Annotated in this window: 24 protein-coding genes and 2 pseudogenes; 10 read left to right on the top strand and 16 right to left on the bottom strand. The window is 40.1% G+C overall.

The features are described from left to right. Positions 1–171 precede the first annotated feature (171 nt). Positions 172–1,533, top strand: a complete 1,362-nt coding sequence (locus Q0K92_RS09225; RefSeq protein WP_297325514.1) for a cytochrome C — start codon at positions 172–174, stop codon at positions 1,531–1,533. Positions 1,534–1,782: 249 nt separating this feature from the next. Here the strand turns inward: Q0K92_RS09225 and Q0K92_RS09220 are convergent. Continuing rightward, positions 1,783–2,061 (bottom strand): annotated as a pseudogene (locus Q0K92_RS09220) (transposase); the annotation flags it as partial. 1 nt (position 2,062) lies between these two features. Here Q0K92_RS09220 and Q0K92_RS09215 point away from each other — a divergent pair. Next, positions 2,063–2,292, top strand: a pseudogene (locus Q0K92_RS09215) (integrase core domain-containing protein); the annotation flags it as partial. A gap of 156 nt (positions 2,293–2,448) precedes the next feature. On the opposite strand, the gene Q0K92_RS09210 reads toward Q0K92_RS09215, so the two are convergent. From Q0K92_RS09210 to Q0K92_RS09145, 14 genes are all read right to left on the bottom strand, one after another. Beyond that, positions 2,449–2,943 carry an NlpC/P60 family protein gene (locus Q0K92_RS09210; protein ID WP_297325513.1) on the bottom strand — a complete coding sequence of 165 codons (495 nt, stop codon included), beginning with the start codon at positions 2,941–2,943 and terminating at the stop codon, positions 2,449–2,451. A gap of 47 nt (positions 2,944–2,990) precedes the next feature. Continuing rightward, the gene (locus Q0K92_RS09205) at positions 2,991–4,070 is read right to left on the bottom strand and encodes a chemotaxis response regulator protein-glutamate methylesterase (protein WP_297325512.1); all 1,080 of its coding nucleotides are present in this window, start codon (positions 4,068–4,070) and stop codon (positions 2,991–2,993) included. Positions 4,071–4,102: 32 nt separating this feature from the next. Further along, positions 4,103–4,714, bottom strand: a complete 612-nt coding sequence (gene cheD, locus Q0K92_RS09200; RefSeq protein ID WP_297325511.1) for a chemoreceptor glutamine deamidase CheD — start codon at positions 4,712–4,714, stop codon at positions 4,103–4,105. 4 nt (positions 4,715–4,718) lie between these two features. Beyond that, complete coding sequence (locus Q0K92_RS09195; RefSeq protein WP_297325510.1) at positions 4,719–5,582, bottom strand: CheR family methyltransferase; 864 nt, start codon at positions 5,580–5,582, stop codon at positions 4,719–4,721. Positions 5,583–5,660: 78 nt separating this feature from the next. Beyond that, positions 5,661–6,050 (bottom strand): hypothetical protein, encoded by a 390-nt coding sequence (locus Q0K92_RS09190; RefSeq protein ID WP_297325509.1) that lies wholly within the window; start codon positions 6,048–6,050, stop codon positions 5,661–5,663. A gap of 85 nt (positions 6,051–6,135) precedes the next feature. Then, complete coding sequence (locus tag Q0K92_RS09185; protein ID WP_297325508.1) at positions 6,136–6,648, bottom strand: chemotaxis protein CheW; 513 nt, start codon at positions 6,646–6,648, stop codon at positions 6,136–6,138. A 55-nt stretch (positions 6,649–6,703) separates the two neighbouring features. Further along, positions 6,704–8,887, bottom strand: a complete 2,184-nt coding sequence (gene cheA / locus Q0K92_RS09180; RefSeq protein ID WP_297325507.1) for a chemotaxis protein CheA — start codon at positions 8,885–8,887, stop codon at positions 6,704–6,706. A gap of 138 nt (positions 8,888–9,025) precedes the next feature. Further along, a complete protein-coding gene (locus tag Q0K92_RS09175) occupies positions 9,026–9,391 on the bottom strand; it encodes a response regulator (RefSeq protein WP_297325506.1) in 366 nt (121 codons plus the stop codon). A gap of 69 nt (positions 9,392–9,460) precedes the next feature. Next, positions 9,461–10,042, bottom strand: a complete 582-nt coding sequence (locus Q0K92_RS09170) for a hypothetical protein (RefSeq protein ID WP_297325505.1) — start codon at positions 10,040–10,042, stop codon at positions 9,461–9,463. A 185-nt stretch (positions 10,043–10,227) separates the two neighbouring features. Then, positions 10,228–11,466: an HDOD domain-containing protein gene (locus tag Q0K92_RS09165; RefSeq protein WP_297325504.1), complete on the bottom strand. Its 1,239-nt coding sequence runs from the start codon at positions 11,464–11,466 to the stop codon at positions 10,228–10,230. 227 nt (positions 11,467–11,693) lie between these two features. Next, positions 11,694–12,497, bottom strand: a complete 804-nt coding sequence (locus tag Q0K92_RS09160; RefSeq protein ID WP_297325503.1) for a GGDEF domain-containing protein — start codon at positions 12,495–12,497, stop codon at positions 11,694–11,696. Between the two features lie 214 nt (positions 12,498–12,711). Continuing rightward, complete coding sequence (locus Q0K92_RS09155) at positions 12,712–14,541, bottom strand: GGDEF domain-containing protein (protein ID WP_297325502.1); 1,830 nt, start codon at positions 14,539–14,541, stop codon at positions 12,712–12,714. A 64-nt stretch (positions 14,542–14,605) separates the two neighbouring features. After that, complete coding sequence (locus Q0K92_RS09150) at positions 14,606–15,238, bottom strand: response regulator transcription factor (RefSeq protein ID WP_297325501.1); 633 nt, start codon at positions 15,236–15,238, stop codon at positions 14,606–14,608. Between the two features lie 52 nt (positions 15,239–15,290). Continuing rightward, positions 15,291–16,823 carry a histidine kinase gene (locus Q0K92_RS09145; RefSeq protein ID WP_297325500.1) on the bottom strand — a complete coding sequence of 511 codons (1,533 nt, stop codon included), beginning with the start codon at positions 16,821–16,823 and terminating at the stop codon, positions 15,291–15,293. 301 nt (positions 16,824–17,124) lie between these two features. On the opposite strand from Q0K92_RS09145, the gene Q0K92_RS09140 reads away from it, so the two are divergent. The 8 genes from Q0K92_RS09140 (at position 17,125) to Q0K92_RS09105 (ending at position 24,062) form a co-directional block, all read left to right on the top strand. Continuing rightward, on the top strand, positions 17,125–18,591 hold the full coding sequence (locus Q0K92_RS09140) for a flagellin (protein ID WP_297325499.1): 1,467 nt from the start codon (positions 17,125–17,127) through the stop codon (positions 18,589–18,591). 101 nt (positions 18,592–18,692) lie between these two features. Beyond that, a complete protein-coding gene (locus Q0K92_RS09135; protein ID WP_297325498.1) occupies positions 18,693–19,061 on the top strand; it encodes a flagellar protein FlaG in 369 nt (122 codons plus the stop codon). Positions 19,062–19,093: 32 nt separating this feature from the next. Further along, positions 19,094–21,064, top strand: coding sequence for a flagellar filament capping protein FliD (fliD, locus tag Q0K92_RS09130; protein ID WP_297325497.1), 1,971 nt, complete (start codon positions 19,094–19,096; stop codon positions 21,062–21,064). Positions 21,065–21,104: 40 nt separating this feature from the next. Beyond that, a complete protein-coding gene (gene fliS / locus Q0K92_RS09125) occupies positions 21,105–21,533 on the top strand; it encodes a flagellar export chaperone FliS (RefSeq protein ID WP_297325496.1) in 429 nt (142 codons plus the stop codon). Positions 21,534–21,556: 23 nt separating this feature from the next. Beyond that, the gene (locus Q0K92_RS09120) at positions 21,557–21,901 is read left to right on the top strand and encodes a flagellar protein FliT (RefSeq protein WP_297325495.1); all 345 of its coding nucleotides are present in this window, start codon (positions 21,557–21,559) and stop codon (positions 21,899–21,901) included. Positions 21,902–21,956: 55 nt separating this feature from the next. Next, positions 21,957–22,961 (top strand): flagellar hook-length control protein FliK, encoded by a 1,005-nt coding sequence (locus Q0K92_RS09115; RefSeq protein ID WP_297325494.1) that lies wholly within the window; start codon positions 21,957–21,959, stop codon positions 22,959–22,961. After that, complete coding sequence (locus tag Q0K92_RS09110) at positions 22,948–23,277, top strand: EscU/YscU/HrcU family type III secretion system export apparatus switch protein (protein ID WP_297325526.1); 330 nt, start codon at positions 22,948–22,950, stop codon at positions 23,275–23,277. Before Q0K92_RS09115 ends, Q0K92_RS09110 begins: the two co-directional genes overlap by 14 nt. Before the next feature lie 2 nt (positions 23,278–23,279). After that, positions 23,280–24,062, top strand: a complete 783-nt coding sequence (locus Q0K92_RS09105; RefSeq protein ID WP_297325493.1) for a flagellar brake protein — start codon at positions 23,280–23,282, stop codon at positions 24,060–24,062. 181 nt (positions 24,063–24,243) lie between these two features. Here Q0K92_RS09105 and Q0K92_RS09100 read toward each other — a convergent pair. Further along, a partial coding sequence (locus Q0K92_RS09100; RefSeq protein ID WP_297325492.1) for a transposase occupies positions 24,244–24,525 on the bottom strand: 282 nt, incomplete at its 5' end.

The raw sequence follows: 24,525 nt of genomic DNA, 5'->3' as shown, positions 1-24,525 counted from the left end.
CATAGTTCGTAATAACTTCACAATTTCTTTTTGCAAATCTCACAATAAGTTTATATATCCTGGAATATTATACTCATAAATATAAAGATATCTGAGTTTAGTGGTTGAATAACTGGGACTTTAGTTGCCAATTTGGAATTCTATTTCTTACATATAAGGTTAAAAAGTGAAATGATGATCGTAGCCAGAAATACTGTGTCTTTGTTATTTGTTTTTTTGATGTTTTTCCTGCTAAGCCTGGACGCAAATGCGCTGCCAGGTTTTGCGCGACAGACCGGTATGCCGTGCAGTTCTTGTCATGTGCAATCGTTCGGACCTAATCTCACATCGATCGGTAGGAATTTTAAACTCAATGGCTATACACAAACGGACGGTAAAAATAATAATCTTATTCCTTTAAGCGGTATGATTCGAGGTTCATTCACGCACACCCAGAATGGTCAGCCGGACGGCGCGGCTGATCGTTTTGGAAAGAATGATAACGCCACGATTGATGAAGCGGCAATTTTCTTAGCGGGTCGTTTGACTTCCAAGATAGGTGCATTTGTAGAGGGGACTTATGATGGTGTGGAGAATATCGGCGTATTGGATAATACCGATATTCGCTTCGCCGATCATGCTGATGTCGCGGGGCAGAAACTGGTTTTTGGTATGACGGCCAATAACAACCCCACAGTTTCAGATCTATGGAATACCACGCCGGTATGGGGTTTCCCGTGGAGTTCATCGCCTTTAGCGCCCACTCAATCTGCAGGAACTTTGATTGAATCGCTGGGTTCGCAGGTGGTGGGTGCAACGGCGTACATGATGCTGAATAATCTTCTCTATGTTGAAGCGGGTGGCTATACCAGCTTACCTAAAAATGTACAACGAGGTATAGGCGCATTTGATGCCGAGCAAGCCAGACTAAACGGTGGTGCGCCGTATTGGCGGGTTGCACTGCAAAAGGACTGGAGCGGGCATTATGGCGCGATTGGTTCTTTTGGCATGCACGGTAACGTCAATCCGCAACGACTGACAGGTGCTGGCACTGACAGTTATGATGATTTTGGATTTGATCTCACCTACCAGTATCTTGCAAATCCGGTGCATATTTATGAATTTACTGCTACTTATATTCGTGAAAATCGTAATATGAATGCCAGTGCCGCGCTGGGATTAGCAGATAAGCTGAAAAGCAATCTCGATACTGTGCGATTGAGGGCCGGCTATACGTATCTACAGACGTATGGGTTGAACTTATTTTATGGCCAAACGACCGGAACGGCGGATACGGTGATATACAGTTTTGGGGATCCCATCAGTGGCAGCCGTACGGGTAATCCGAATAGTCAAGCTTTCACTGCCGAGGCCAGTTATACACCTTTTGGCAAATCGACTGCTTCTACTTTAGGGACATTGGCGAATCTGCGCCTTGCGGTGCAATACGTTCACAATTTCAAGTTTAATGGCAGTGTTCACAATTACGATGGTTTTAATCGCAATGCGGTGAATAACGATACGCTCTACTTTAATGCCTGGTTGGCTTTTTAGATTTCACTTTTGCGGGCTTCTTGCTGCCCAGGTATTTGGAAGAATAAGGAGCTTATAAAAATATAGGCCATTAAAATTCGGAAAAGTCGATACCAAATTGCATAATAAGTGAGTGAACGCGGTTAATTAGTTACGTTCAGAAACAGAAAAGGGGTTATATCATAAGCAATTATTGCACCATGTTGTGATTTATCCTGGTTTTTCCTAGACCTAGAAAAGAGGGTTTCCTAGATTTTGTGTAAACGGAGTTTAATAGCGGAGCGGGATTCTCTCCTCGAATTGAATAGTAAACCTGTTTAGTGCAGGCTTCCAATCTTTAATAGGCATAGACCATTTTTTGGCGATATTGCTGAGAGCCAAATAGAACAATTTGATTACAGCGTCATCGTTAGGAAACGATCCGCGGTTTTTGCTGAGTTTACGTAGGCTCATGTTGACAGATTAAATCGCATTGGTGGTGTAAATAAAGCGCCGTATCTCAGGTGGATAGTCGCAGAATGGAATGATGCATTGCCAGTTATTGCGCCAAAATCGTTATGATGATGTCATGGTCGAGACCATCAATGGTTTGTATAAGACCGAAGTCATACGGCATCGAGGTCCTTGGCGTAGCATCGAAGAAGTAGAATTTGCTACATTGGAGTGTGGGTGGATTGGTTCAACAATCGAAGACTGCTGGATGCAATCGGATATGTACCGCCGGTAGAATTTGAAAAGGCGTATTATCGCAATCGGGAGGAGTCAGCTGACGCAATTTAACTCAAGAAAATATGTCTCCAGAAAATCCGGGGCGATTCATTGATCAAAAAAGATCAAATCGCTCGATTTTGTTTTTATTAGCACGCCGTCTTTTGAAGCTGCTGATCCAAAGATAGCGATTGGTGCGGTTTTGCAGGGCCGACTAATTAATTCATTTCATATTCGAATAGATTTCCAATAGCTAGATTTCCAATAAATATTATCTAATCTAGATATTGTGACACCTTTCTTTTGAGAGGCATGTAGAAATTTATTTTTCTCTAGATAAATTCCTACGTGACTTGAAGCTGCACCAGTCTTAAAAAATACCAAATCACCAGCTCTTAGATCATCTTTTCTAATCTCATTTCCTGATCTTGCCTGCATCCAAGATGTTCTGGGCAAGTGCAGTCCAAGCTTTGATTTAAATGTTAAATGCACGAATCCTGAACAATCAATTCCATTCTGACTGAGTCCGCCTCGCTGATAGGGCACCCCCTGCCAGTCATTAAATTGAGAATAGAGCGCCTTCTTTATATGATTAAAGTCTGTTTGTTTGCTTTTATCAAGATTGGACTTAAACCTTACTGAATCTCTTTCCTGCAACGAGCCGCAGCTTATCAAAAAACTAATGCCGATGAATATAATAAATTGTGAAATATCTCTTTTCATTGATGACGTAGCTTTACTTTGTACAAATCAAGAAATAAAAATACAGCTTAGACACGATTACTGCGTGCTCCCATACTCGATATTTTAGACAAAACACATTTTGCCATATCTTTTAAGGACACAACTTCGTCTACTCCACCCGCTGCGATTGCTTCTTTAGGCATTCCAAAGACGACACAACTTGTTTCATCCTGAGCAAAATTATAAGAGCCTGCTTTATGCATTTCCAACATCCCGGCAGCGCCATCTCTTCCCATGCCTGTCAGGATCACGCCAACTGCATTTTTGCCCGCACAATTTGCTGCTGAACGAAATAGTACATCAACGGAAGGGCGGTGTCGACTGACTGGTTCGCCCTGGTTTAATTCGGTCATATAATTTGCGCCGCTACGTTTAAGTAACAAATGCGAGTGGCCTGGTGCAATAAACGCATGACCCGGCAATATTCTTTCACCACCGCGAGCTTCAACCACTGATATCTTGCAGAGGCTATTTAAGCGATTGGCAAATGACTTGGTAAATCCTTCAGGCATATGCTGGGTAATCAAAATCCCTGGTGAATCTGGCGGCATGCGCGTTAAGAATTCTTTAATGGCTTCGGTGCCGCCGGTAGAAGCGCCGACTATGATTAATTTTTCAGTTGAAGCGATACGATTCGAGACCGCTGGTAAAACTGCGTCTGCAGTAGCACTCTTGGTAATTGGCAGAGATACGAGCCGTTTGAATCTTGCAGACTTGGCAATGCGAATTTTGCTTGCAATTTCAGTGCCATATTCCTTTAATCCTGCGGCAATATCAATCTTTGGCTTAGATACAAAATCAACTGCACCCAGCTCAAGCGCTCGGAATGTTATATCAGAGCCTTTTTCCGTCAATGTTGAAACCATGACCACCGGCATTGGTCGCAAGCGCATTAGTTTTTCCAAGAAATCAATGCCATCCATCTTTGGCATTTCAACATCCAATGTCAACACATCGGGATTCATCTCGCGAATCATTTCACGTGCCACCAAAGGATCAGGCGCAGATCCAATAGCTTCCATATCCGGTTGACTATTAATAACCTCAGTCAACAATTTACGAATCAGGGCCGAGTCATCAATAATCAATACTCTAATTTTCTTCATTTTACATAATCAATTCAAGAAGTAAGTCAGTTTTAAGAAAAAAGCTCAACATCACCACCTGAATCAACTTTTTGTAAACGTTGACTATAATCTTTTTCACGCTGGGATATTGTGGTGTTATGCGTATTGCGCAATTTTTTTACCATTACTTTGCTATTTTTAGGAAAAAAATAAACTTTTCGTGGAAAGACATCGACCAAGTCTCGTGCAACAACTCGAATTTTTTCTGTTTGCAAAAATTTTAGAACAAAATCAGCATTTCTTTGACCGACATTTGCAACCGTCAATCCATCTAGTACATTTCCGCCACCAAACACTTTGGCCTCAAGATTACAACGACGAGCACCAAGTTTCAGCAATTGGTTGATTAATATTTCCATTGCATAAGTGCCATAGCGGGCTGATGCAGTCAGTGGACTACCCGCATCACCTCCGCTATCCGGAAGCATGAAATGATTCATGCCGCCAATACCGCTATAACAATCGCGGATACAAGCAGCAACACATGAACCAAGCACAGTTACGAGCAGCATATCCTTGTCTGTAACATAATACTCACCCGGTAATAACTTGACAGCCTGACTATTAAAATTCTTGTCAAAGTAGAAGTTGGTTGCTAGTTGCTCATCAACAATCGCAGCCATGCTATCACCTCGCTTTATTAGCTAACTCATACACAGTTTTCTCGCGCAGCTTAAATAAATCCACAGCATGCTGAAAACTCTCTGAATGACCCGCAAATAACAATCCATCCGGAGCCAATAGCGGCACAAATTTCTTAAGAATCCCATATTGAGTTTGTTTGTCAAAATAAATCATTACATTACGACAAAATATTGCATCAAATGGGCCCCGGATTGGCCAGCTATCATCAAGCAAATTCAATTGCCGGAATGTAATCATATTGCGTAACTCAGGCCGCACTCTTGCTGAACCGGCATGCTGCCCTTTGCCTTTCAAGAAAAACTGCTTGAGCTTTTCCTTAGGTATTTTCTCTAGCCTATCTAATGAATAAATCCCCATTTGAGCTTTTGCAAGAACGTTGGTATCTAAATCGGTTGCCAGAATATGAACGGGTGGCGTAAATGTTTTAAAAGCCTGCACCATTGCCATGGCCATCGAATAAGGCTCTTCTCCCGTTGAGGATGCGCTACACCATAGTTGGATTTTATTCTGATTCTTACGTTTCTCAATATGCTTCTCAAGAATGGGAAAGTGGTGTTGTTCACGAAAAAAAGCAGTTAGATTAGTAGTCAGTGCATTTGTAAATGCTTCCCACTCTTCAGGACTTCCGCGCTCCAGGTAATTCAAATAGTCATGAAAATTATCCAAGCCCGTTGCGCGTAGACGACGAGCTAGTCGGCTATACACCATGTTTTGCTTACCCATCGAAAGCGATATACCGGCATGCTTATAAATTAATTTTCTAACACGCTCAAAATCAGCTTGAGTAAAAGTATATTCGCGTATTCTGCTATCAGAATTTTCTTCAATTCCTGAAATTATTTCCATAACATATCCATTCGAATTAGTGGAGACACTGTTTTTATGTCACTATTTCAACGGTATTTGAATTCAGAGTCTTATCATTTAAGTAGCGCCATTAATGACGCTGATAATATCGACAGTCTTGTGCGAGCTTTTATTGATTGATCGCATAAGTATGTACAATCTGACCATTCGCACCATCTTCACAGCAACTTCGGAAGCACTTGCTACCAGTTGATTGACTTTCGCCTGATTAACCAATTTATGCGCATCCTCAGGTTGCGTCTTTGCAATTTCGATATTTCTAGAAATGACAGATTCCAGTGAATTTCTACGGATTTGATACCAAATATCTGGAATTTTTCCTAATTGCACTGATGGTACGCGGACAGTACGATCTTCATTGGCAGTCTTAAATCCAGTACTTGAGTGGCCAAAGCCGTACAATCCCCAGCCTCCGATACCTACCATTAATACTGGTAGTATGCTCATTACAAATATCGAACAAAACTTTGCAGGCATGATTATGAACATCAAATATTCCTATCTACCTAGCTTCCAATAGTTAACACTCTTATTAGTTAAGACTGTTATCAAGTAGTCCCATGTCGCTACTACCCATCAGCTTTTCGATATCGATCAATATCAACATGCGTTCGTCGACAGTTCCCAGTCCCATGATATATTCGGTATCAATAACTGGCCCCAATCCTGGCGCAGGACGCATCTGCTCGGCATCCAGGCTAATTACATCAGATACGCCATCTACCACAATACCCATCACGCGACTAGCCACATTCAGGATAATCACCACAGTAAATTGGTTATAGTCCGCATCACTCAATCCAAATTTGATCCTCATGTCCACAATCGGAACAATTACTCCGCGAAGATTGACGACGCCTTTGATAAACGATGGCGCATTAGCTATTTGTGTAATTGAGTCATATCCACGTATCTCCTGCACCTTAAGAATCTCGATTCCATACTCTTCATTGCCTAATCGAAAAGTCAAAAATTCATTAACCGTATGGCTTCTGACTGATCCGGACGGTGTTGTTGCCGAAACGACCACTTGTTCCCGTAACATAATCTTTACTCCTTACTACCAAAATAGTTGGTTTGGGTATGAGGATTAATTTTGCCTACACAAATTCTTGCTTTGATGATAATACTAATGCAGCAGTATCAAGAATAAGCGCCACTTTACCATCGCCCATGATGGTTGCACCGGACACACCTTGCACTCGCCGATAATTACTCTCAAGGCTCTTGATAACAACCTGATGCTGTCCAACTAGATCATCCACAAACAGCGCTGCTTTGTAACCTTCAGCTTCTAAAATAACAAGAATTCCTTCATGAACTGCAGTTACATTTGGACGTAGGTTAAAAACCTCATGTAAAGCGATTACTGGCAAATATTCTCCACGCACTTGTACAACCCGACCATGACCACTAACAGTCTTAATATCGGCAGCACTCGGTTGTAACGATTCGGTTATATAGTTAAGTGGCACGATAAACATTTGATCGCCAACAGCTACTGATAGTCCGTCAAGAATAGCTAATGTTAGCGGCAAACGAATCGATATGCGTGTACCCACACCAAATACTGATTCAATATCAATGCGTCCACCCATACTTTGTATATTGCGTTTCACAACATCCATACCAACACCACGCCCCGACACATCTGTAACGGCCTCAGCTGTAGAAAAACCTGCTTCGAATATTAGCAACCATACTTCCTGATCAGTCATCCCGTCATGTACTGGTAAGCCACGCTCTCTGGCCTTTGCAAGAATTTTTCCTCGATTTAAACCCGCGCCATCATCACTGACTTCAATAACAATACTGCCACCTTGGTGAAATGCGCGTAATGTAATCGTACCCTGCGCTACTTTCCCTGCTGCGATTCGCCTTTCGGGTGTTTCTATACCATGATCCAGGCTATTTCTAACTAAATGAGTCAGCGGATCAGCAATTTTCTCAATGAGACTCTTGTCTAATTCTGTATTCTCACCAACTGTTTTCAATTCAACACGTTTATTCAGTTTCGAGGCTAAATCACGCACGACACGCGGATATCGACTGAATACAAAGCTAATTGGCATCATCCGGATTGACATGACAGACTCTTGCAAATCTCGAGTATTTCTTTCCAACTGATTCATACCACTGTGGAGTTTCTCAAAAACTACTGGATCAAATTGAGAGGCTGTTTGAGCAAGCATCGCTTGTGTAATCACTAATTCGCCAACTAAATTAATCATTTGATCTACTTTCTCAACACTAACCCGTATTGACGAAGCTTCATTGGCAGGAGTTGTTGTATTAGCTTTACTAGAAGGCTTATTGGATGTAGCTTGTAACTCATTTTTATTGCTACCAACACTCTGTTGCTGGGGCGAATTTAGATTAAACTCTGAGTCATCTATGTCTTTTGGCGCTGCTGGTGCTCCTGGGAAGAATCCATACCCTGGTGCAGGTGGCATTGGGGTTGTTGCACATACATCCTCTTCGACTAATGATTCGACATTAGCATGAGTTGCATCCGAAATTCTAGTCTCTGTTACGTTAACCTCAGCGCTATCAGATGAATCTACTTCAATTTTCAGGTTCGCTGGATCAACTACAAATGCAAGTGTCTCCCAAATATCTTCTTCGCTATTACTCGTAGTAAGTTTCAGTTTACATAATTCTTTCTCATTCTTTGGTGTATTGTTTTCTACAATACCCAGTTGCTTTAAATTAGCAAATAAATTTTCTATTGTCGCATTGCTCATACCATCGTTAGAAAATTGTATACAGTAAGTAAGTTTCGATGAATCATCCATTGAAACTGGTCGAATTTCATCTACTGCAACTTCGTTTTCCACTGGTATTATTTCAGTTTTGGTATTGATAATTGGAATTTCTATAGCTGGTGGTACTAGTACCTCATCACTCAGCCTCTTTAACTCTTCACAAATAGCGGCGGCCGCTGCAGGATCTGCCTGACCTTCTCCGCGATGTCCTGCCAACTGTTCTTTAATGACATCGCCAGCTTTTAAAAAAGCATCGACCATCTCACTGCGTACCTCGAGTTCTCCTTTGCGCAATTTATCCAGCAATGTCTCCAACATATGCGTCGTCTCCGTCATATCTGTAAAACCAAATGTACCTGCCCCGCCCTTAATAGAGTGTGCAGCACGAAATATAGCGTTTAAATCTTCTAAGTCCGGTGAATTTACATCAAGCCTCAGCAGGCATGTTTCCATATCCGCGAGTAATTCAGAGGATTCCTCAAAAAATATTTCATAAAATTGTTCGAGATCAGTACTCATAGGTAATCCTACTTTCAGTTGAATTGTTAGCCTAGCGCTTTAGGAAAATGAGTAAATTAAAGAAACAGAAATATAAAAATCACTTAATCTCTAGAATTAATTAAAATTACCCATAAGTCACATAATTTATGTCATTAATTAACCAATAACCTTGCCAATAACTTCGAGCAAGCGCTTTGGATCAAAAGGCTTAACCAACCAACCTGTTGCGCCAGCTGCTCTGCCTTTTGCCTTCATTTCATCGCCAGATTCAGTAGTCAACATTAAAATTGGTATTGCCTTGTAATGAGATAATTTGCGCAATAACTCAAGTAACTTTAGTCCATCCATGCGGGGCATATTAATATCTGTCAATACTAAATTAACTTTATAAGCATTTGCTTTATCTAACGCATCTTGACCATCAACTGCTTCAATGACTTCATAACCTGCACCTTTAAGCGTAAAAGCAACCATTTGCCGAATTGATGCAGAATCATCTACCGCAAGTATCGTCTTAGCCATTTACCCCACTCCTCTTACTAATATTGTTAATTTCCCAGATAAAATGTGCATGTCTCAAGCAGCTTTGTGTTAAAAAAGTTCGATATCACCCATCTGCATGCCTTGCTGTACGACAGGCTTTCTTTTGCTTTTAGTATTTGCTATATTAACTGCTTTTGAAATTCCTTCATGAGTCGCTTGCAGCGTTGTTTTCTCACTCTTCCAATTACTTTGTCGATCAATGCGCTGTAGTTCTATGTTAAGTGTTTCAACTTGCCTTGCTGTATGTGCAAGCAACTGAGTAACTAAATCTCCAAATTGCAATGAAGTAATTGCCATTTCTAACTCTTGCTCAATTTTGTCAGCAATGATCATTTGTTTTTCTAGTAGCTCAATAATGGGTTTACTTCCTTCAGGAGCAGCCATTTTCTCAATAGCCAAGACCATATCATGATGTGATTTTGTCAATTTACTGATATATCTAAAATTAATAACAAGATTATTAACCGCATCACTGACCAATCGATCAATCTGATTGAGTTCTACTTTAATGCTCATAAAGTATTCGTCGGCTTCAGTATTACATAGAGCTTCATTTGATAAACCTACTGTCACTAATTGATCTGAGTATTGATTGTCAGCTTTGCCGTCGTCTGGTTGCATCTCAACCATACTTTTCTCCTCATTGCTCAATAAAAAACGCCGATGGATCAAATCTATTGAAATCCCTAAAATGTGCTATTTCCCGTAACTGCCCCGTTACCGATCACTCAAATCATGTTAAAATCATTATTAATCAATGTATTAACGGCATAACATAAAATAGCTTTAGCTCTAAAGAACAGCAAAAAATATATTCAATTAGTCACTTCACCGATTCGATTCGCCCATCCAATTGCTTGTATTTCTATATCTGCCAATTCGCTTAAACTCAGAAAACCCAACTGGTTCAATGTGGACTGAATTGTAGTGATTTCACCTTGCTCATTAGCTTCAATTAACTTCAGTTCTAAACCCAAACGTCCATCTCGGGTTAGTAATGCTTGACTCATATCATCGGGAATACCAAGTTTGTCAACTATTTGCTGCATCTCAATGCCTAGCAATGCATCAAGTAACGATAAGATTCCAACCATAAATGCTCTCTCATGGTGATTTTTATCATGGGGACGTTCGGCTGTTGCAATTAATTCCATCAGTTTCCCGCGCGCTGCGGCTGTTTGCATTAAAGCATTGGACATACCATCATCTGATTGATTAGCGCTATAAAGCAACAACTGCACCCATCTCTGCAATTGTTTACGCCCCAATATCATGATTGCATGTTTGATAGAGTTGATTTTTTGAGGTAAACCACTGGCGACTGAGTTCACCATCCGCATCAGGTTATAGCTTAGTCCTGGTTGATGTTTGAATTCTTTCTCGATCTCTTCAATTTCGCTATCGCCCATAACTAATGTCAGCAGTTTTAATAATGACATTTTTCCTGGATCAGCACGTTTTACTGACAAAACCTCAGGTTTTGCAAAATAATAGCCCTGGAACATTTGAAAACCCAATTGCATGCAACGTGCTTCTTGCTCACGATTTTCTACTTTCAGAGCTAAAAGCAGGACTGGCCAACGATTTAGTTCACTTACAAGTTCTGCGAGTTGATCTTTCTCAAGCGCCAGGATATCCACTTTCACTACACTGACTATAGGTAACAGTTGTTCAATTTTATTGTTCATTGCAACAACGTTATCAAGAGCAAATTGATATCCTTTTTGTTTCAATTCGTTACACCGCTGCATAAATTCTGCAGTAATTGATGCAGATTCTTTTAGTTCTAGAATGACATGTTTACAAGGTAATAAACTAATAATGTCGCTCATAATCAGGTCGGGATCTGCATTAACAAAACCGCGCTGCCGACCCAATACATTCTGGATACCCAGCTGACCGTACGCATTAACGATAACATTAGCTGATGCAGATAAATCATTTGTAACATGTGCTACTTCCTCAGTTTCGTCTTGTCTAAAAAGCAATTCAAATGCTACCAAATTATGATTACGATCTAGAATTGGTTGTCGACCAAGAAAAAAACCTCCCATTTGTTCCTCCGCTGTAATCTATTGTCCTAGGCAAAATGTTCTAGCTCATCGGCCTTATTGAATATTTCTTAAGATTATTTTCTCGCTAATAAGAATATATTCAGAGCTGCTATCTTTTAAAAAATCAAGAAATTGATAAAAAAGATATGCGATTAATATTGAATAACTCTGTATTGCCTAAACTAACAATATCAACAGAATATACGTTCATCACCACAAACGATTAGTCATACTAATGCAGGAATTGCGCAATTCTTTCCTGTACGCTTCGCCTGATAGAGCGCCTGATCAGCGCGATTTAATACTGAATGTTGATGTTCACCAAATGAACGTAACGCAACACCAGCGCTAAACGTTATTGAAGTTAATTGATTATCGATCTGTAGCAAGCTATTCTTTGTTAAATTATTTTGCAATCGATGAATAATAGTTAATGCCTCTTCCATTTCTACATCGGGTAATAGAATCACAAATTCTTCGCCACCAAAACGTGCCACAATATCCGTAGGGCGCAATGTTTCCTTGGCAACAGTAACTAAATTAACCAGCACACTGTCTCCATAGGGATGGCCCAAGCTATCATTGATCTGTTTAAAATTATCCAGATCGATCAAAACCACACCTAATGACTGTGCATTCCGATCAGCGCGAGCTGCCTCACGTTTAAAAATATCATCTAAGCCACGACGATTGAACGCACCGGTCATTTGGTCAGTTTGTACGAGTCCTCTCAGCTGTTCTAATTCGCTTTTTAATGATTCAATTTTTTGCTCTGCATGTTTTACCTGTTCCTGTGCGGCAAATACTTCATCACTAAACCGCAAACCTCTGGTCTCAGACAATACAATGTCAAGAATTCTAATGATTTCATCCGCGCTATTTGTTTTGCGAATCTGTTCAGCATAACACTCTACTTGCTTATAATAGTCTTCAGAATCAACCATAGGTTTCTGCTCACTTTTAATAGCATCTGGTGATGATTTAACCAGTCTTAGCATTCCTCTCTGTTTTTGTTTAATAGCTTTTTGCATTGCTATCCTCCTCATTTGGCATCATGAAATGTCAGGCTATGCCAGTTCGGGGATAATTCGTTGGATTGCGAAGGAGAACCCATTCCGGTATAGACTGCCACGTGAACAAAGTTAGCAGAGCAGTTCAGGAATAGATTGAATGAATAAAAAGGGAAATCGGTGCTATTTACTGAAGAATATTGCAAACTCTATAATTAACATTGGGTTACATGGGTCACTCAGATATGAGTATTTGATTTTTTCCACCTTTTTTTGCACGATATAGTGCTTCATCGGCACGCTTAAAAGTATTTTCTTGTGACTCTCCTGGTTGGTGTTGAGCAACACCAGCACTGAAAGTAATCAATAAGCGTTTATTTTCATGTAAAAAAAACTTCTTGGTTAAATTGCGCCGTATTCTGGCTAGAACCTCAACAGCTTCTTCAAGCTTTGTGTTTGGTAGTAAAATCACAAACTCTTCACCACCGTAACGTGACACGACATCTTCAGGTCGCGTCGTATTCTTGACTGATTCAACTAGATATACCAATACGTCATCCCCGACCTTATGACCATGGGTATCATTCAATTGTTTGAAATTATCAATGTCCAGTAGTGCATAACATAAAGGAGCTTGGTGGCGTATCGCACGAGAGGTTTCACGTTCAAATGCACTATCCAGTCCCCGTCGATTCAGTACACCGGTTAGATGATCTTCATGCACTTTTTCGCACATTTTTGATAACTCAGTTTCAAGCTGATTAATTTTATTCTGCGCTAAGCTGACTTCTGCACGGGCAGTTAGAAAATCATTACGGTAATTCGATGCACTCTCTTGCATCTGTTTGGTCTCTTGCATGATTTCTACGAGAAATTGATTGAGTATCTTTATGTCATCCGTTTGATTAATTTTCTCGGAATAATATCCAAGTTTGTCGTGGTACTCACCTGTTGAATCAGATAATTCCTCAATATTACTAATTAAGGAACTCACCATTTGCTTCATGATCGACTTAGCTTCATTCAAACTTTGTTTTATTATTTTCTGGTTCTGGATGATTTCTTCTAGGTAATGTTCAGCTTGCGCGATATTGTGCAGATCCAGCGGACTTGATATTGCTTCCTGCAACATCATGATCTTATTCATAACCCACGGATCTTCCGACAATAAATAGCCAGTACTATTTATCAGCAAATTCAGTAACCTCAATAAGCCTTGTTGCAACTTGGTACCATTTTCACTCAATAATTCTAATTTAAGACAAAATTGTTTAAACCTGGAAACACACTGCTCCATTTCCTGTTCATCTTGAATTTTCCTTAATTGCTGTGCAAGCACTGTGGCTTCTTCAGCTAAAACAGCATCATTCATCTGAGAATCGGCGATGCTTTCCAGCAGTTGTGCCTGTTGTTCCAATAATTGGCGGATAAAATAAGCAGTGGCATGCTGTTTTTCCGGCTCAGCATTATCTGAGCTCTGGTTTTGAACAAACAGCGAGGTTGGTTCCAGATTATCAATTTGTTCTTGGGAAGATGCTAAGGGTTTTATCCATGAATCAATCAAAGCATCCAACTTGATATATAACTGCTCTGGATCTTGAGAAAATTTTGTGAGCACGTGATTAAGAGCTGCTCGTTTTTTGGCAATAGTTAAAGCACCGTGATTGCTTTCCAATTGCTTAAATAAAGCTTCTATCATGCTTCCCCATGGAACAATAGCTTCGTGCGCTTTATTATCAAGCTCATTAAGCTTATTTTTTGAGGTAAATTCAGTTTCAACAAACTTAATGAACGTAGCTTTATATTTGTACCAATTCTTAGCTTCCAGTGCCTGTTCCAAGGCATTGGCATATTTCAGTAAATTAGGTGTATGTCGTGGAAATTCTGATATTAATTCCTTCAAAATTTTTGCAGTATTCTCAGAAATAGTGTTTTCTGGTTTACCTGCAATCTGATTATAGACCCTATGATAATTATCAGGAGTGGGGGGGATTTTAAGTGACGAAAGCTGCTGCAATGTTTCACGAGCAAGCATTAAAGGAGTCAGGTTCCTATCTTGATTCATAGATGTCATTCAAATACATAAAAAAATGAAAACCCTCTCAATTAAAACAAAATCAGCACAACATTTAATCAACTAACTTATTTTTTATAGCATAGCGAATTAATTCTGAATTATTCGTTAGCTTAAGTTTCTCCAGTAATCGTGCACGATAGACACTCACTGTTTTGGGGCTCAGGAACATTTCTGCCGATATCTCTGACAACGTCTTGCCTGCAGCAATAAAACACAACGTCTGGTACTCTCGGTCAGATAAAGTGGAGTAAAGCGGCTTATCTGCATCAATGTTAATAGTGTTAGCAAGTTCCTGGGCAACCGCCGGACTCACATATTTATCACCTTTTGCGACCTGACGAATAGCGATAACAAGTTGCGCTGGCGCACTTTGTTTATTTAGATAACCTGCCGCCCCTGCTTTTAATGCACGAATTGCAAATTCGTGCTCATTGTGCATACTGAGCATTAATACTGCAAGATCTGGTATATCCTTCTTGATTTGTTTCAGAATTTCAATGCCATTTCTGTCCGGCAAAGAAATATCCAATAACATAACGTCGAAGTGTTGCTGCCGTGCGATCTTGATTGCTTGAAATCCTGTCTCTGCTTCACCAGTTACTTTAATGTCATCAGTTTCACTGAGTATCTGCTTTAAGCCTTGGCGAACAATTGCATGGTCATCAGCAATCATTACACTTATCATGTGTATCTCCAGCTACTCAAAACCACGCAACTTTCTTTTTTTTATCATATAGTCAAATTGTGGTTTTCTTTAATTTACTCTCTAAACCAACCACATACCCAGTTTGTTGTTCCAAATTGTCAGTAGGAATAAGAATAGTTACCTTAGTACCCTTTTCCGGATCTCCCGAAATATGAAAACTCCCTTTTAACTGTTGACAACGTTCACGCATGCCTCGAATTCCAAAAGAATCCTGTTTCTCCATGTCAATATTGGTAATTCCACATCCATTATCGATTATTTCCAGAAGAATCAACTTATCCAACTCCACAAGTTTAACTTGAACGCGAGAAGCGTGTGCATGCTTTGAGATATTCGTGAGGGTTTCCTGGAAAACACGAAAAATTGCTACTGCCAAATCCGAATCCAAAGGTATTTCTTCATTTCCACAGGATACCTTACAAGCAATACCGGTTCGGTCACTAAATTCTTTTGCCTGCCATTGAACAGCTGCTACGATGCCACAATCAAGAATACCTGGTCGCAAATCCAAGGAAATTCGACGCGTGCTATCAATGACTCGGTCCACTAAACATTCAACAGACTTCGCTTTTCGCTGATAAAATTCAGGCTTTCTTAGCGTTGTATCCATGCACGGAAACAGCTCACATTTAATTGCAGTCAACGTTCCCCCAATATCATCATGAATTTCTCGCGCAATTCGAGCACGTTCTTGTTCTTTGACTTTCTGCAAATAAGAAGATAATTCGGCTAATTGCTCACGTGAGCGTGCAATCTCACGCTCAGCCAATTTATTTCGAGTAATATTGATCATGATACCATCCCATATCGTCGCACCGTCAGTCATTTTTCTGGGCGTTGCACGTAAACTGATCCACTTGATATCAGTATCACCTTTTACTTGAATACAGCCTTCCCAATTCCAAGTTGCAAGCTGCTCAGCTGATGTCATCATTAACTGATGATAAGATTCTCTATCATCCGGCAAAATCAATTCCGGAAAGAGCCGTGGGTTATCCATTAGTTTTTTTGGAAGCAATCCCAGCAACGTTTCACTGGCATCACTTACATAAGGAAAACCAATTTGATTCTTAGCGGTTAACAAGAATTGAAAAACTACACCGGGAAGATTGGATGTGATAGCTTGGAATAGTGTTTCACTTTTTTGCAATGCATTTTGTATAGTTATAAAGCGCTGGTAATTTTCTACTTCATGCAGGCTGCGTCGTATTGCAGGCACCAGTCTGGCAAGATTTCTTTTCATCACAAAATCATAAGCACCTAAAGCCATGATGTGCTCTGCCGCTTCTTCGCCCACATGACTCGATACAATAATCAGAGGTATATCTAAATCTTGCTCTCTTACGGCTTGCAATACATCTTGGGCATTGAGCTGTGGCAAATCGTAATCAGATAGAATCACGTCCCAGTTTCTGGTCAGAAGTGCGTCATGTAAATCAATGGCAGTTGAAACACGCAAGCAATCTGATTGAAACCCACCTTGAACGAGTATATTCGATACTCGTTCCGTATCCTCTTCAGAACACTCCACCATTAATATTTTCAATTTTTCTTCATTGACCATCTCAGCCCTTTGCAGGTTGAAGCCGATAAACCACCAACCAGAATTAACTGTACCAATTAACTAGCTGAATTCTTATCTTATTTTACAAGATAATCTGATTGCAAAGAAATAATTTCTATAGCAAATAAATGAAACAAACCAATCCATTAGACAAAAAACATGAATTATAGAATCCTAAACTTTTCAAAATGATGTCCGATAACTGCATCAACGGCGGTTACAAACCTTCTTGGATTGCAGGGAAAACCAACGGAACTGGCAATTATGCCAACACACATAGTCATTAAAAAGGAGAACCCAAATGCCACAAATTATTAACTCTAATGTAGCTTCATTAAACGCACAACGGAATTTAAACACATCTCAGACATCATTGAATACTTCTCTGACACGTTTGTCATCTGGTTTGCGTATCAATAGCGCAAAAGATGACGCTGCCGGTTTGGCAATTTCAGAAAGAATGACCTCACAGATCCGAGGTCTGAATCAGGCTGTGCGCAACGCGAATGACGGCATCTCACTGGCACAAACTGCTGAAGGTGCGCTGGGAGAAATTGGTAACAATCTGCAACGTATTCGAGAATTGGCAGTTCAATCCGCCAATGCAACTAACAGTGCCAGTGATCGCGCTTCACTACAAGCAGAAGCTGCACAATTAACAGCCGAAATAACCCGTGTTGCCAGTCAAACTCAGTTTAACGGTACGAACTTACTGGATGGTTCTTTTCTCAATCAGAATTTCCAAGTCGGTGCCAATGCTAACCAAACCATCAGCATTTCATCAATTGGTGATTCAAGGGCTACTGGTTTGGGTAGTCATTCACTGACTACCAATGGATCTGCCATGAATACTACCACAGCAGCAGGCGCCGATAACACAGGGGGCAATGGAGTTGGCGCTGAAAGTACTTTAGTGCTTGCCAATAATAAAGGAGCAACCAGTGCAATTAGCTACTCTGCAGGTGATGATGCTAAAAATATTGCTGCCGCCATTAACACTGCTTCTTCCAATATCGGCATCACTGCAACAGCTTCCAATAGCGCCACATTGGGTAACATAGGTTCTGCAGGCACTGTATCCTTTGATTTAAACGGTCAAACGATCTCTGTTAATGTTACCGATACCGCTGACTTGAGTGGTCTGGCTGCCGCCATTAATGGATCACAATCTTTAACCGGTGTCACCGCCTCATTCGCAACTTCTACTGATAAATCGGTCATTACACTATCCACCACCGATGGCAGAGATATCGGGATTCAAGACTTCGCCAATACCGGCGCAGTTACAACGGCTGATGTAGTGTCTGGTGCAACCACGACAACATTAACAGGCGGTGCGGGTACTGATTCAACAATTGCCACTGGAACTGTTGAACTTTCCAGTACGGGTGGTCAAGTAACTGCCAGCTCCCTTTCAGACGCTACTGTATTTGGAGCTTCAGTTAGTTCTTTCAATTCAGTAGCCACCCTAGACTTGACTACGGGAGCTAATTCACAAGTTGCATTGAAAACATTAGATGCTGCTTTGGCTCAAATCAATAGTTCTCGGGGTGATCTGGGTGCGGTTCAGAACCGTTTCAGTTCAACCATTGCAAATCTGCAGAGCTCTTCTGAAAATCTTTCCGCTTCTCGTAGCCGAATTCAAGATGCAGATTTTGCAGCTGAAACAGCCAACATGACACGCGGGCAAATTCTACAACAAGCTGGCGTAGCAATTCTTGCTCAAGCAAATTCATTACCCAATAACGTTCTTTCACTCTTACGCTAAGTAATACGTAACAAGTGATACAGAGAGCTAAATAAAGCTGATGACACGCGGGATTGTAAAGAATCATTCCCGCGTTCATTTCAACTTTAAGGAATCATATCATGAGCATTAATCAATTAAACGGAACAGGTATATTTTCATTGCCTTTGGCAACAATATCGGTCACTCAAAAGTCTATATCTGATACAGATATTGCCCCCCCACCTGTTTCAACTACGCAACTTCGAATCGGTAATAAACCAGAGTCTGAAGAACAGATCAAACAGGCTGTTCAGAAAATCCAGGAGACAGTAGATAATCTGGCACATAATTTGCGTTTCTCAATTGATGAAGATACTGGCAGAACAATCATTAAAGTAATGGATGCTCATACTGAAGAAGTCATTAGGCAGATTCCAACAAAAGAGGCTATTGAAATAGCTCGTACATTGGATAAAGTGCAAGGGCTGCTATTTAGCGATAAAGCATAACTAAGAACATCATACAAAGGCGGGACTTTAAAATGCTTGCATCTCCAGGAATTGGATCGGGTTTAGATGTCAATGGTATTGTCAAACAGTTAATGACTTTGGAAAGCCGCCCTCTAGCGTCTCTCGATAGCAAAGAAGCTATACAGCAAACCAAGTTAACTGCTTTTGGGAGTCTAAAAGGAGCAATATCTTCATTCCAAAATAACCTCGTTGCATTAGCTAACCCGGCAAAATATGCTGCTATAACGGCCAATCTTGCCGATACAACATTGGCCAATGTAAGTGCAACATCCACTACAGCAACAGGAAGTCATTCTTTAGAAATTCAAACACTTGCACAATCGCAGAAATTGAAATCTGCTAACTTTACAACCACGAGTACCACAATTGGTAGCGGTACTATAACTATACAATTTGGGACTTATAACAATGGCACATTTACACTTAATCCAGATAAGGCTGCGCAATCAATTACCATCTCTCCCAGCAATTCATCACTGGCCGGCATCCGTGACACAATTAATCTGGCCAATGCAGGGGTAACTGCTAGTATTGTGAATGATGGCGCCGGCAATCGCTTGGTAATCGCTTCAGAAGATACTGGATTAAATAGCGCCTTAAAAATAACCACAATCGATACTGATGCCAGTAATACAGATAATACAGGGCTATCTCAACTTGCTTACGATGCTTCTTCTGGCGGTACAACAAACCTTACTGAAACTGTCGCTGCTAGCAATGCCACCTTGGTTATTGATGGCATCTCGATCAATAAAGCATCCAATAAAATTACAGATGCCATTGAAGGTGTCACGTTAGACTTATTAAAATCAAACTTGGGTAGTACAACAACTTTAAATTTATCTCGAGACACAGCAAGTATCCAGAGTGCAGTATCATCATTTGTTAAATCTTACAATGACTTGAACAAAACTATTACTGACCTCTCAAAATATGATGCGGCAACGAAGCAAGCATCTATTCTAACGGGTGATTCAACACTTCGATCAATTCAGACAAAAATACGTAGTGTAATCTCTGATCCATTAACCACAGCGGGTGGCGGTTTAAGTTTATTATCAGAAGTAGGTATTTCTTTTCAGAAAGACGGCACACTTAATCTTGATACTACTAAGCTATCCGCAGTACTAAGTGATTCAACAAAAGATGTTTCTACACTGTTTGCTTCAATTGGAAAAACTAGTGACAGCTTAGTATCATTTATCAGTGCAAAACCTGATACAGCTAACGGTAAATACTCACTAAATATCAGTCAAATTGCAACACAAGGTACTGCGGTAGGTAGCGCTGCAGCAGCACTGACTATCAATACGGGAGTAAATGACACGTTAAACCTCACTATTGACGGTGTGAAAGCTAGTGTAAAAATAGCAGCAGGCACATATACAGCTACATCATTAGCAGCCGAAGTTCAATCAAGAGTCAATGGTGAATCAGCAATCTCTTCCGCAGGCATTAAAGTAACACTAAGTGAATCTGCTGGAAAACTAACCATTACTTCCGATCAATATGGCTCTGCTTCAACTATATCTATTACAGGTGGCAATGGCAAATTGGATTTATTTGGCACACCAGTTGAAACCAGTGGCATAGATGTGGCAGGTACGATTAATGGTGTAACTGCAACTGGCTCTGGTCAAACGCTAACCGGCGCAGCTGATAGCAACGGATTAGTTCTCAAAATAACTGGAGGCGGTATAGGCGCTAGAGGGGACATTGATTTTGCACACGGATTTGCTACAAAATTAAATAAACTATTAGGAGAAATGCTCGACGATCGCCTAATTGATAGTCGCATTGATGGTATTAATTCCTCAATTAAGGATATTGATGCTCAAAGAGAGACTCTAAATCAACGGCTCGTAGACACAGAAAAGCGTATTCGAGCTCAGTTTACTGCGCTGGATGCAACACTCGCAAGCATGACGCAGACAAGCAATTTCTTGCAACAACAATTATCCAGGCTACCTACTATAAGCTAGTAAAATTTATAAAATAACTCACCATATTAAGGGTTACTAAATGTATGCAACTATGAGTAATGCGATATCGGCCTATCAACGTGTTGGTGTTGAGACGGGCATTGAGTCAGCTGATCCACACAAACTTATTTTAATGCTATTCGAGGGCGCACAAGAAGCTTTAGCAAAGGCCAAAATGCATATGCATCACAATGAGATTGCCGAAAAGGGGCAAATGCTATCAAAAGCTATTATGATCATTGATCACGGTCTAAAGGCTAGTTTGGATATGAATGCAGGCGGTGATTTAGCTATAAAACTTCAGGCGCTCTACGATTACATGACGCATCGATTAGTGGTAGCCAACATTCAGGGTAATCTTGAAATAGTTAACGAAGTAAATAAACTTTTATCTGAATTGCATGATGCTTGGAAAGATATTGGAGAGTCTAATAGGACTAAAGCCACAATAGCAACTACCACAATTTAAATAAAATTCTGAAGAGCAAAGGCATGAAAAGCATGGATAACGCACACACGATTATGACTTATAAAGCCATTCTAGCGACTACTGGTAAAATGTTGACTGCTGCTCAGAATAAAAAATGGGATGAATTGATATCTTTAGAACAAGAGTGTAGACAGCTAACTGGGATGCTTATAATGGAAGACCCGGAGCCCATATTAGATAACGAATTACTACAAAACAAGATAAGAATTATCCATCAAATATTGGATGATGATGCCCAAATTAGAGCAATTACTGAACCTTGGATGATGCGATTACAGGACATACTTAGTGCTAATGGTCGAACACGAAATCTTCAGCAAGCATATCAAACAATTGACAATATATGACAGCAAGACCATTAAGATATGTTGCATTTGAACAAGTACAAAAAAACAAACTATCGTGATTCCAGCTATCAACAAAACTGATTCAATCGCACCTTTAAATCAAGTAAAGCTTGTTACGCCAGTAATAGCAATTCCAGACTCACAAAATTCTTCTATTCAATTTGAGCAAGATCAGAAATATCAAGCATTAGTTGAAGCTCGTTTATTCAATGGGAAATCTAGAGTTTTAGTTGCAGATAGCCTCCTACAAATGTATTTGCCAGAGAAATTCCAACCTGGTACCAAGCTAGAACTTATTTTCATATCTCATGAACCGAGCTTAAAATTTCTTATCCAGAGCGAAACATCGTTAGAAACCAACGAAAATAACGCATCAATCAGCACCACTGGACGCTTTCTTAGTATTCTGCTGCAAGATGTATTAAAGTACTCACTATCAGGCACAGCTCAAATTACTAGTTCCTCTCCAATTCTGAACAGAGCATCAATAAATAGCACGGAATTACCTAGTTTATTACAGAAAGCAATTGTTCAAAGTGGATTATTCTATGAATCACATCAGGCACAATGGATTAATGGAGAAAATACACTTGAAAATTTACACCATGAACCTCAAAGCAAGTTAATGTTGGTAACTGACATGTCTGCTACTAAATCGATTGCATCTGCTCCGCTTGGCACTGATACGCCTGTAAATACTCAGAGTATCCCTCTGGTACAACAACAATTAACCACCCTAGAAACGGGTCATCTATTTTGGCATGGGGAAATCTGGGAGAATCAACACATAGAATGGGATATTTATGAGGAATCTCATGGTAGCAAAGAAAATGAGCCTGCTACACGATGGCACACACAGATACGTTTGTCGATGCCAGAACTTGGAGATATTACAGCAAAGATTGCATTGGACTCTCAGGATATCCATATTAAACTAGATGCTTCACAACTAGAAACTGCTAGTTTATTGAAGAATAACCAATTATCACTCACGGTTGACATGCAGTCAGCTGGATTAGTTATTCAATCAATAGAGGTTCAACATGATGACGGAAAGTGAATCTTATCTCACCGCAGTTGCGCTTGCTTATCGAGAAGGCCAGATAGCACCTAAAGTCGTTGCAAAAGGTCGTGGCCTTATTGCCCAGGAGATTATTAAACGTGCAAAAGAAGCTGGCATCTATGTTCATGAATCAAGTGAATTGGTTTCATTACTCATGCAAGTTAATCTTGATGAGCGTATTCCACCGCAACTTTATGTTGCAGTCGCCGGATTATTGGCATGGCTTTATCATTTGGATCAGGAAAGAGCAAAACGCTTAACCAAAGATAGCCTTAACCCAAAGACAATTCCAAGAATTCTGGGGAGCAACTAACAATGCAAGAATCTGATCAAAGAACTGAAGCGCTTGAAATACTAGAGCCAAGTCAGCTTTCCCAAGAAGAAAAAGATGAAAATTTTCGTGTTTATTCAGAGATTGATATTCTTTTTATACTTCGTGGAATAATGCAGGCAAATTCGTTAATCACTCTATATTTCGGGCATGGTGATAATTTTATCCTCACATCTATCCTCGCCATAGATGTCAATAAAAAAGAAATAATAATAGACTATGGCGCTAATGAAAAAGTAAGTCAGCAAGCACTACAGTCTAAAGAACTAATCTTTGTTACCACACAAAATAAAGTCAAAATAGAATTTATCTGTACTCACATTAGCAAAACAGAATTTAAAGGGGAAAATGCCTTTTCTGTCAACATTCCAAAATATTTGCTGCGAATTCAAAGAAGAGATAATTTTCGCATTTCTACTCCAATTACAAAACCACTTAAATGTATCATTCCTGTTCTTATAGAAGATAAATCTATAAAAGCTGAAATTACATTACTCGACATAAGCTGTGGTGGTATTGGAGCAATTGATCAACATACCACTATCAATCTTGAACCAGGAACAATTTATAAGGATTGTCAAATCTCACTCCCTGAAATCGGCATAGTTAATACAACTATCAAAGTAAAAAACACATATGCAATGAAATTACATAGCGGCGACTCTTATCATCGCGTTGGATGTGAATTCATAGACTTATCAGCAAAAACAGAAGCAATGATACAGCGCTATATTGTCAAGCAAGAACAAATAAGAAAAATAAAATAAACTCTAGCTGTGATGGAAACAACTTCGGCAGACTAAAATATTATCAGGGATGTAAATAATTTTGTGTAAATGGTCATTTAGCAGGAAACTGCTTATATACTTTTTTTGGAGTAAAAATGACTATACCCAAATCCCTGCCGACCGACTTAATTGATAGCCTGCTGCGGTAATCCCCCCATTTTTAACAGAAACCTGCAGTAGAGAGTTTTAATTTAAAGACTTCTGCCAACTTCATGGCTGACGTGATACCCCCAAGCGCCATGCTCGGACGTTCATTATTATAAATCCATAACCATTGTGTAGCGGTGAGTTGCGCCTCTTCAATGGTTGCAAATTCATTCATCTCTAGCCATTCATGCCGTACGGTCCTGTTATAGCGTTCTACGTAGGCATTTTGCTGTGGCTTTCCTGGCTGGATGTAATCGAGCTGGATACCTCGCTTCTCTGCCCAGCAATGAAGCAA

The organism is Nitrosomonas sp., from assembly GCF_024282095.1.
Taxonomy (GTDB): domain Bacteria; phylum Pseudomonadota; class Gammaproteobacteria; order Burkholderiales; family Nitrosomonadaceae; genus Nitrosomonas.
The sequence above is the reverse complement of the archived record's forward strand: the minus strand, read 5'-3'. Positions and strand labels throughout refer to the sequence as shown.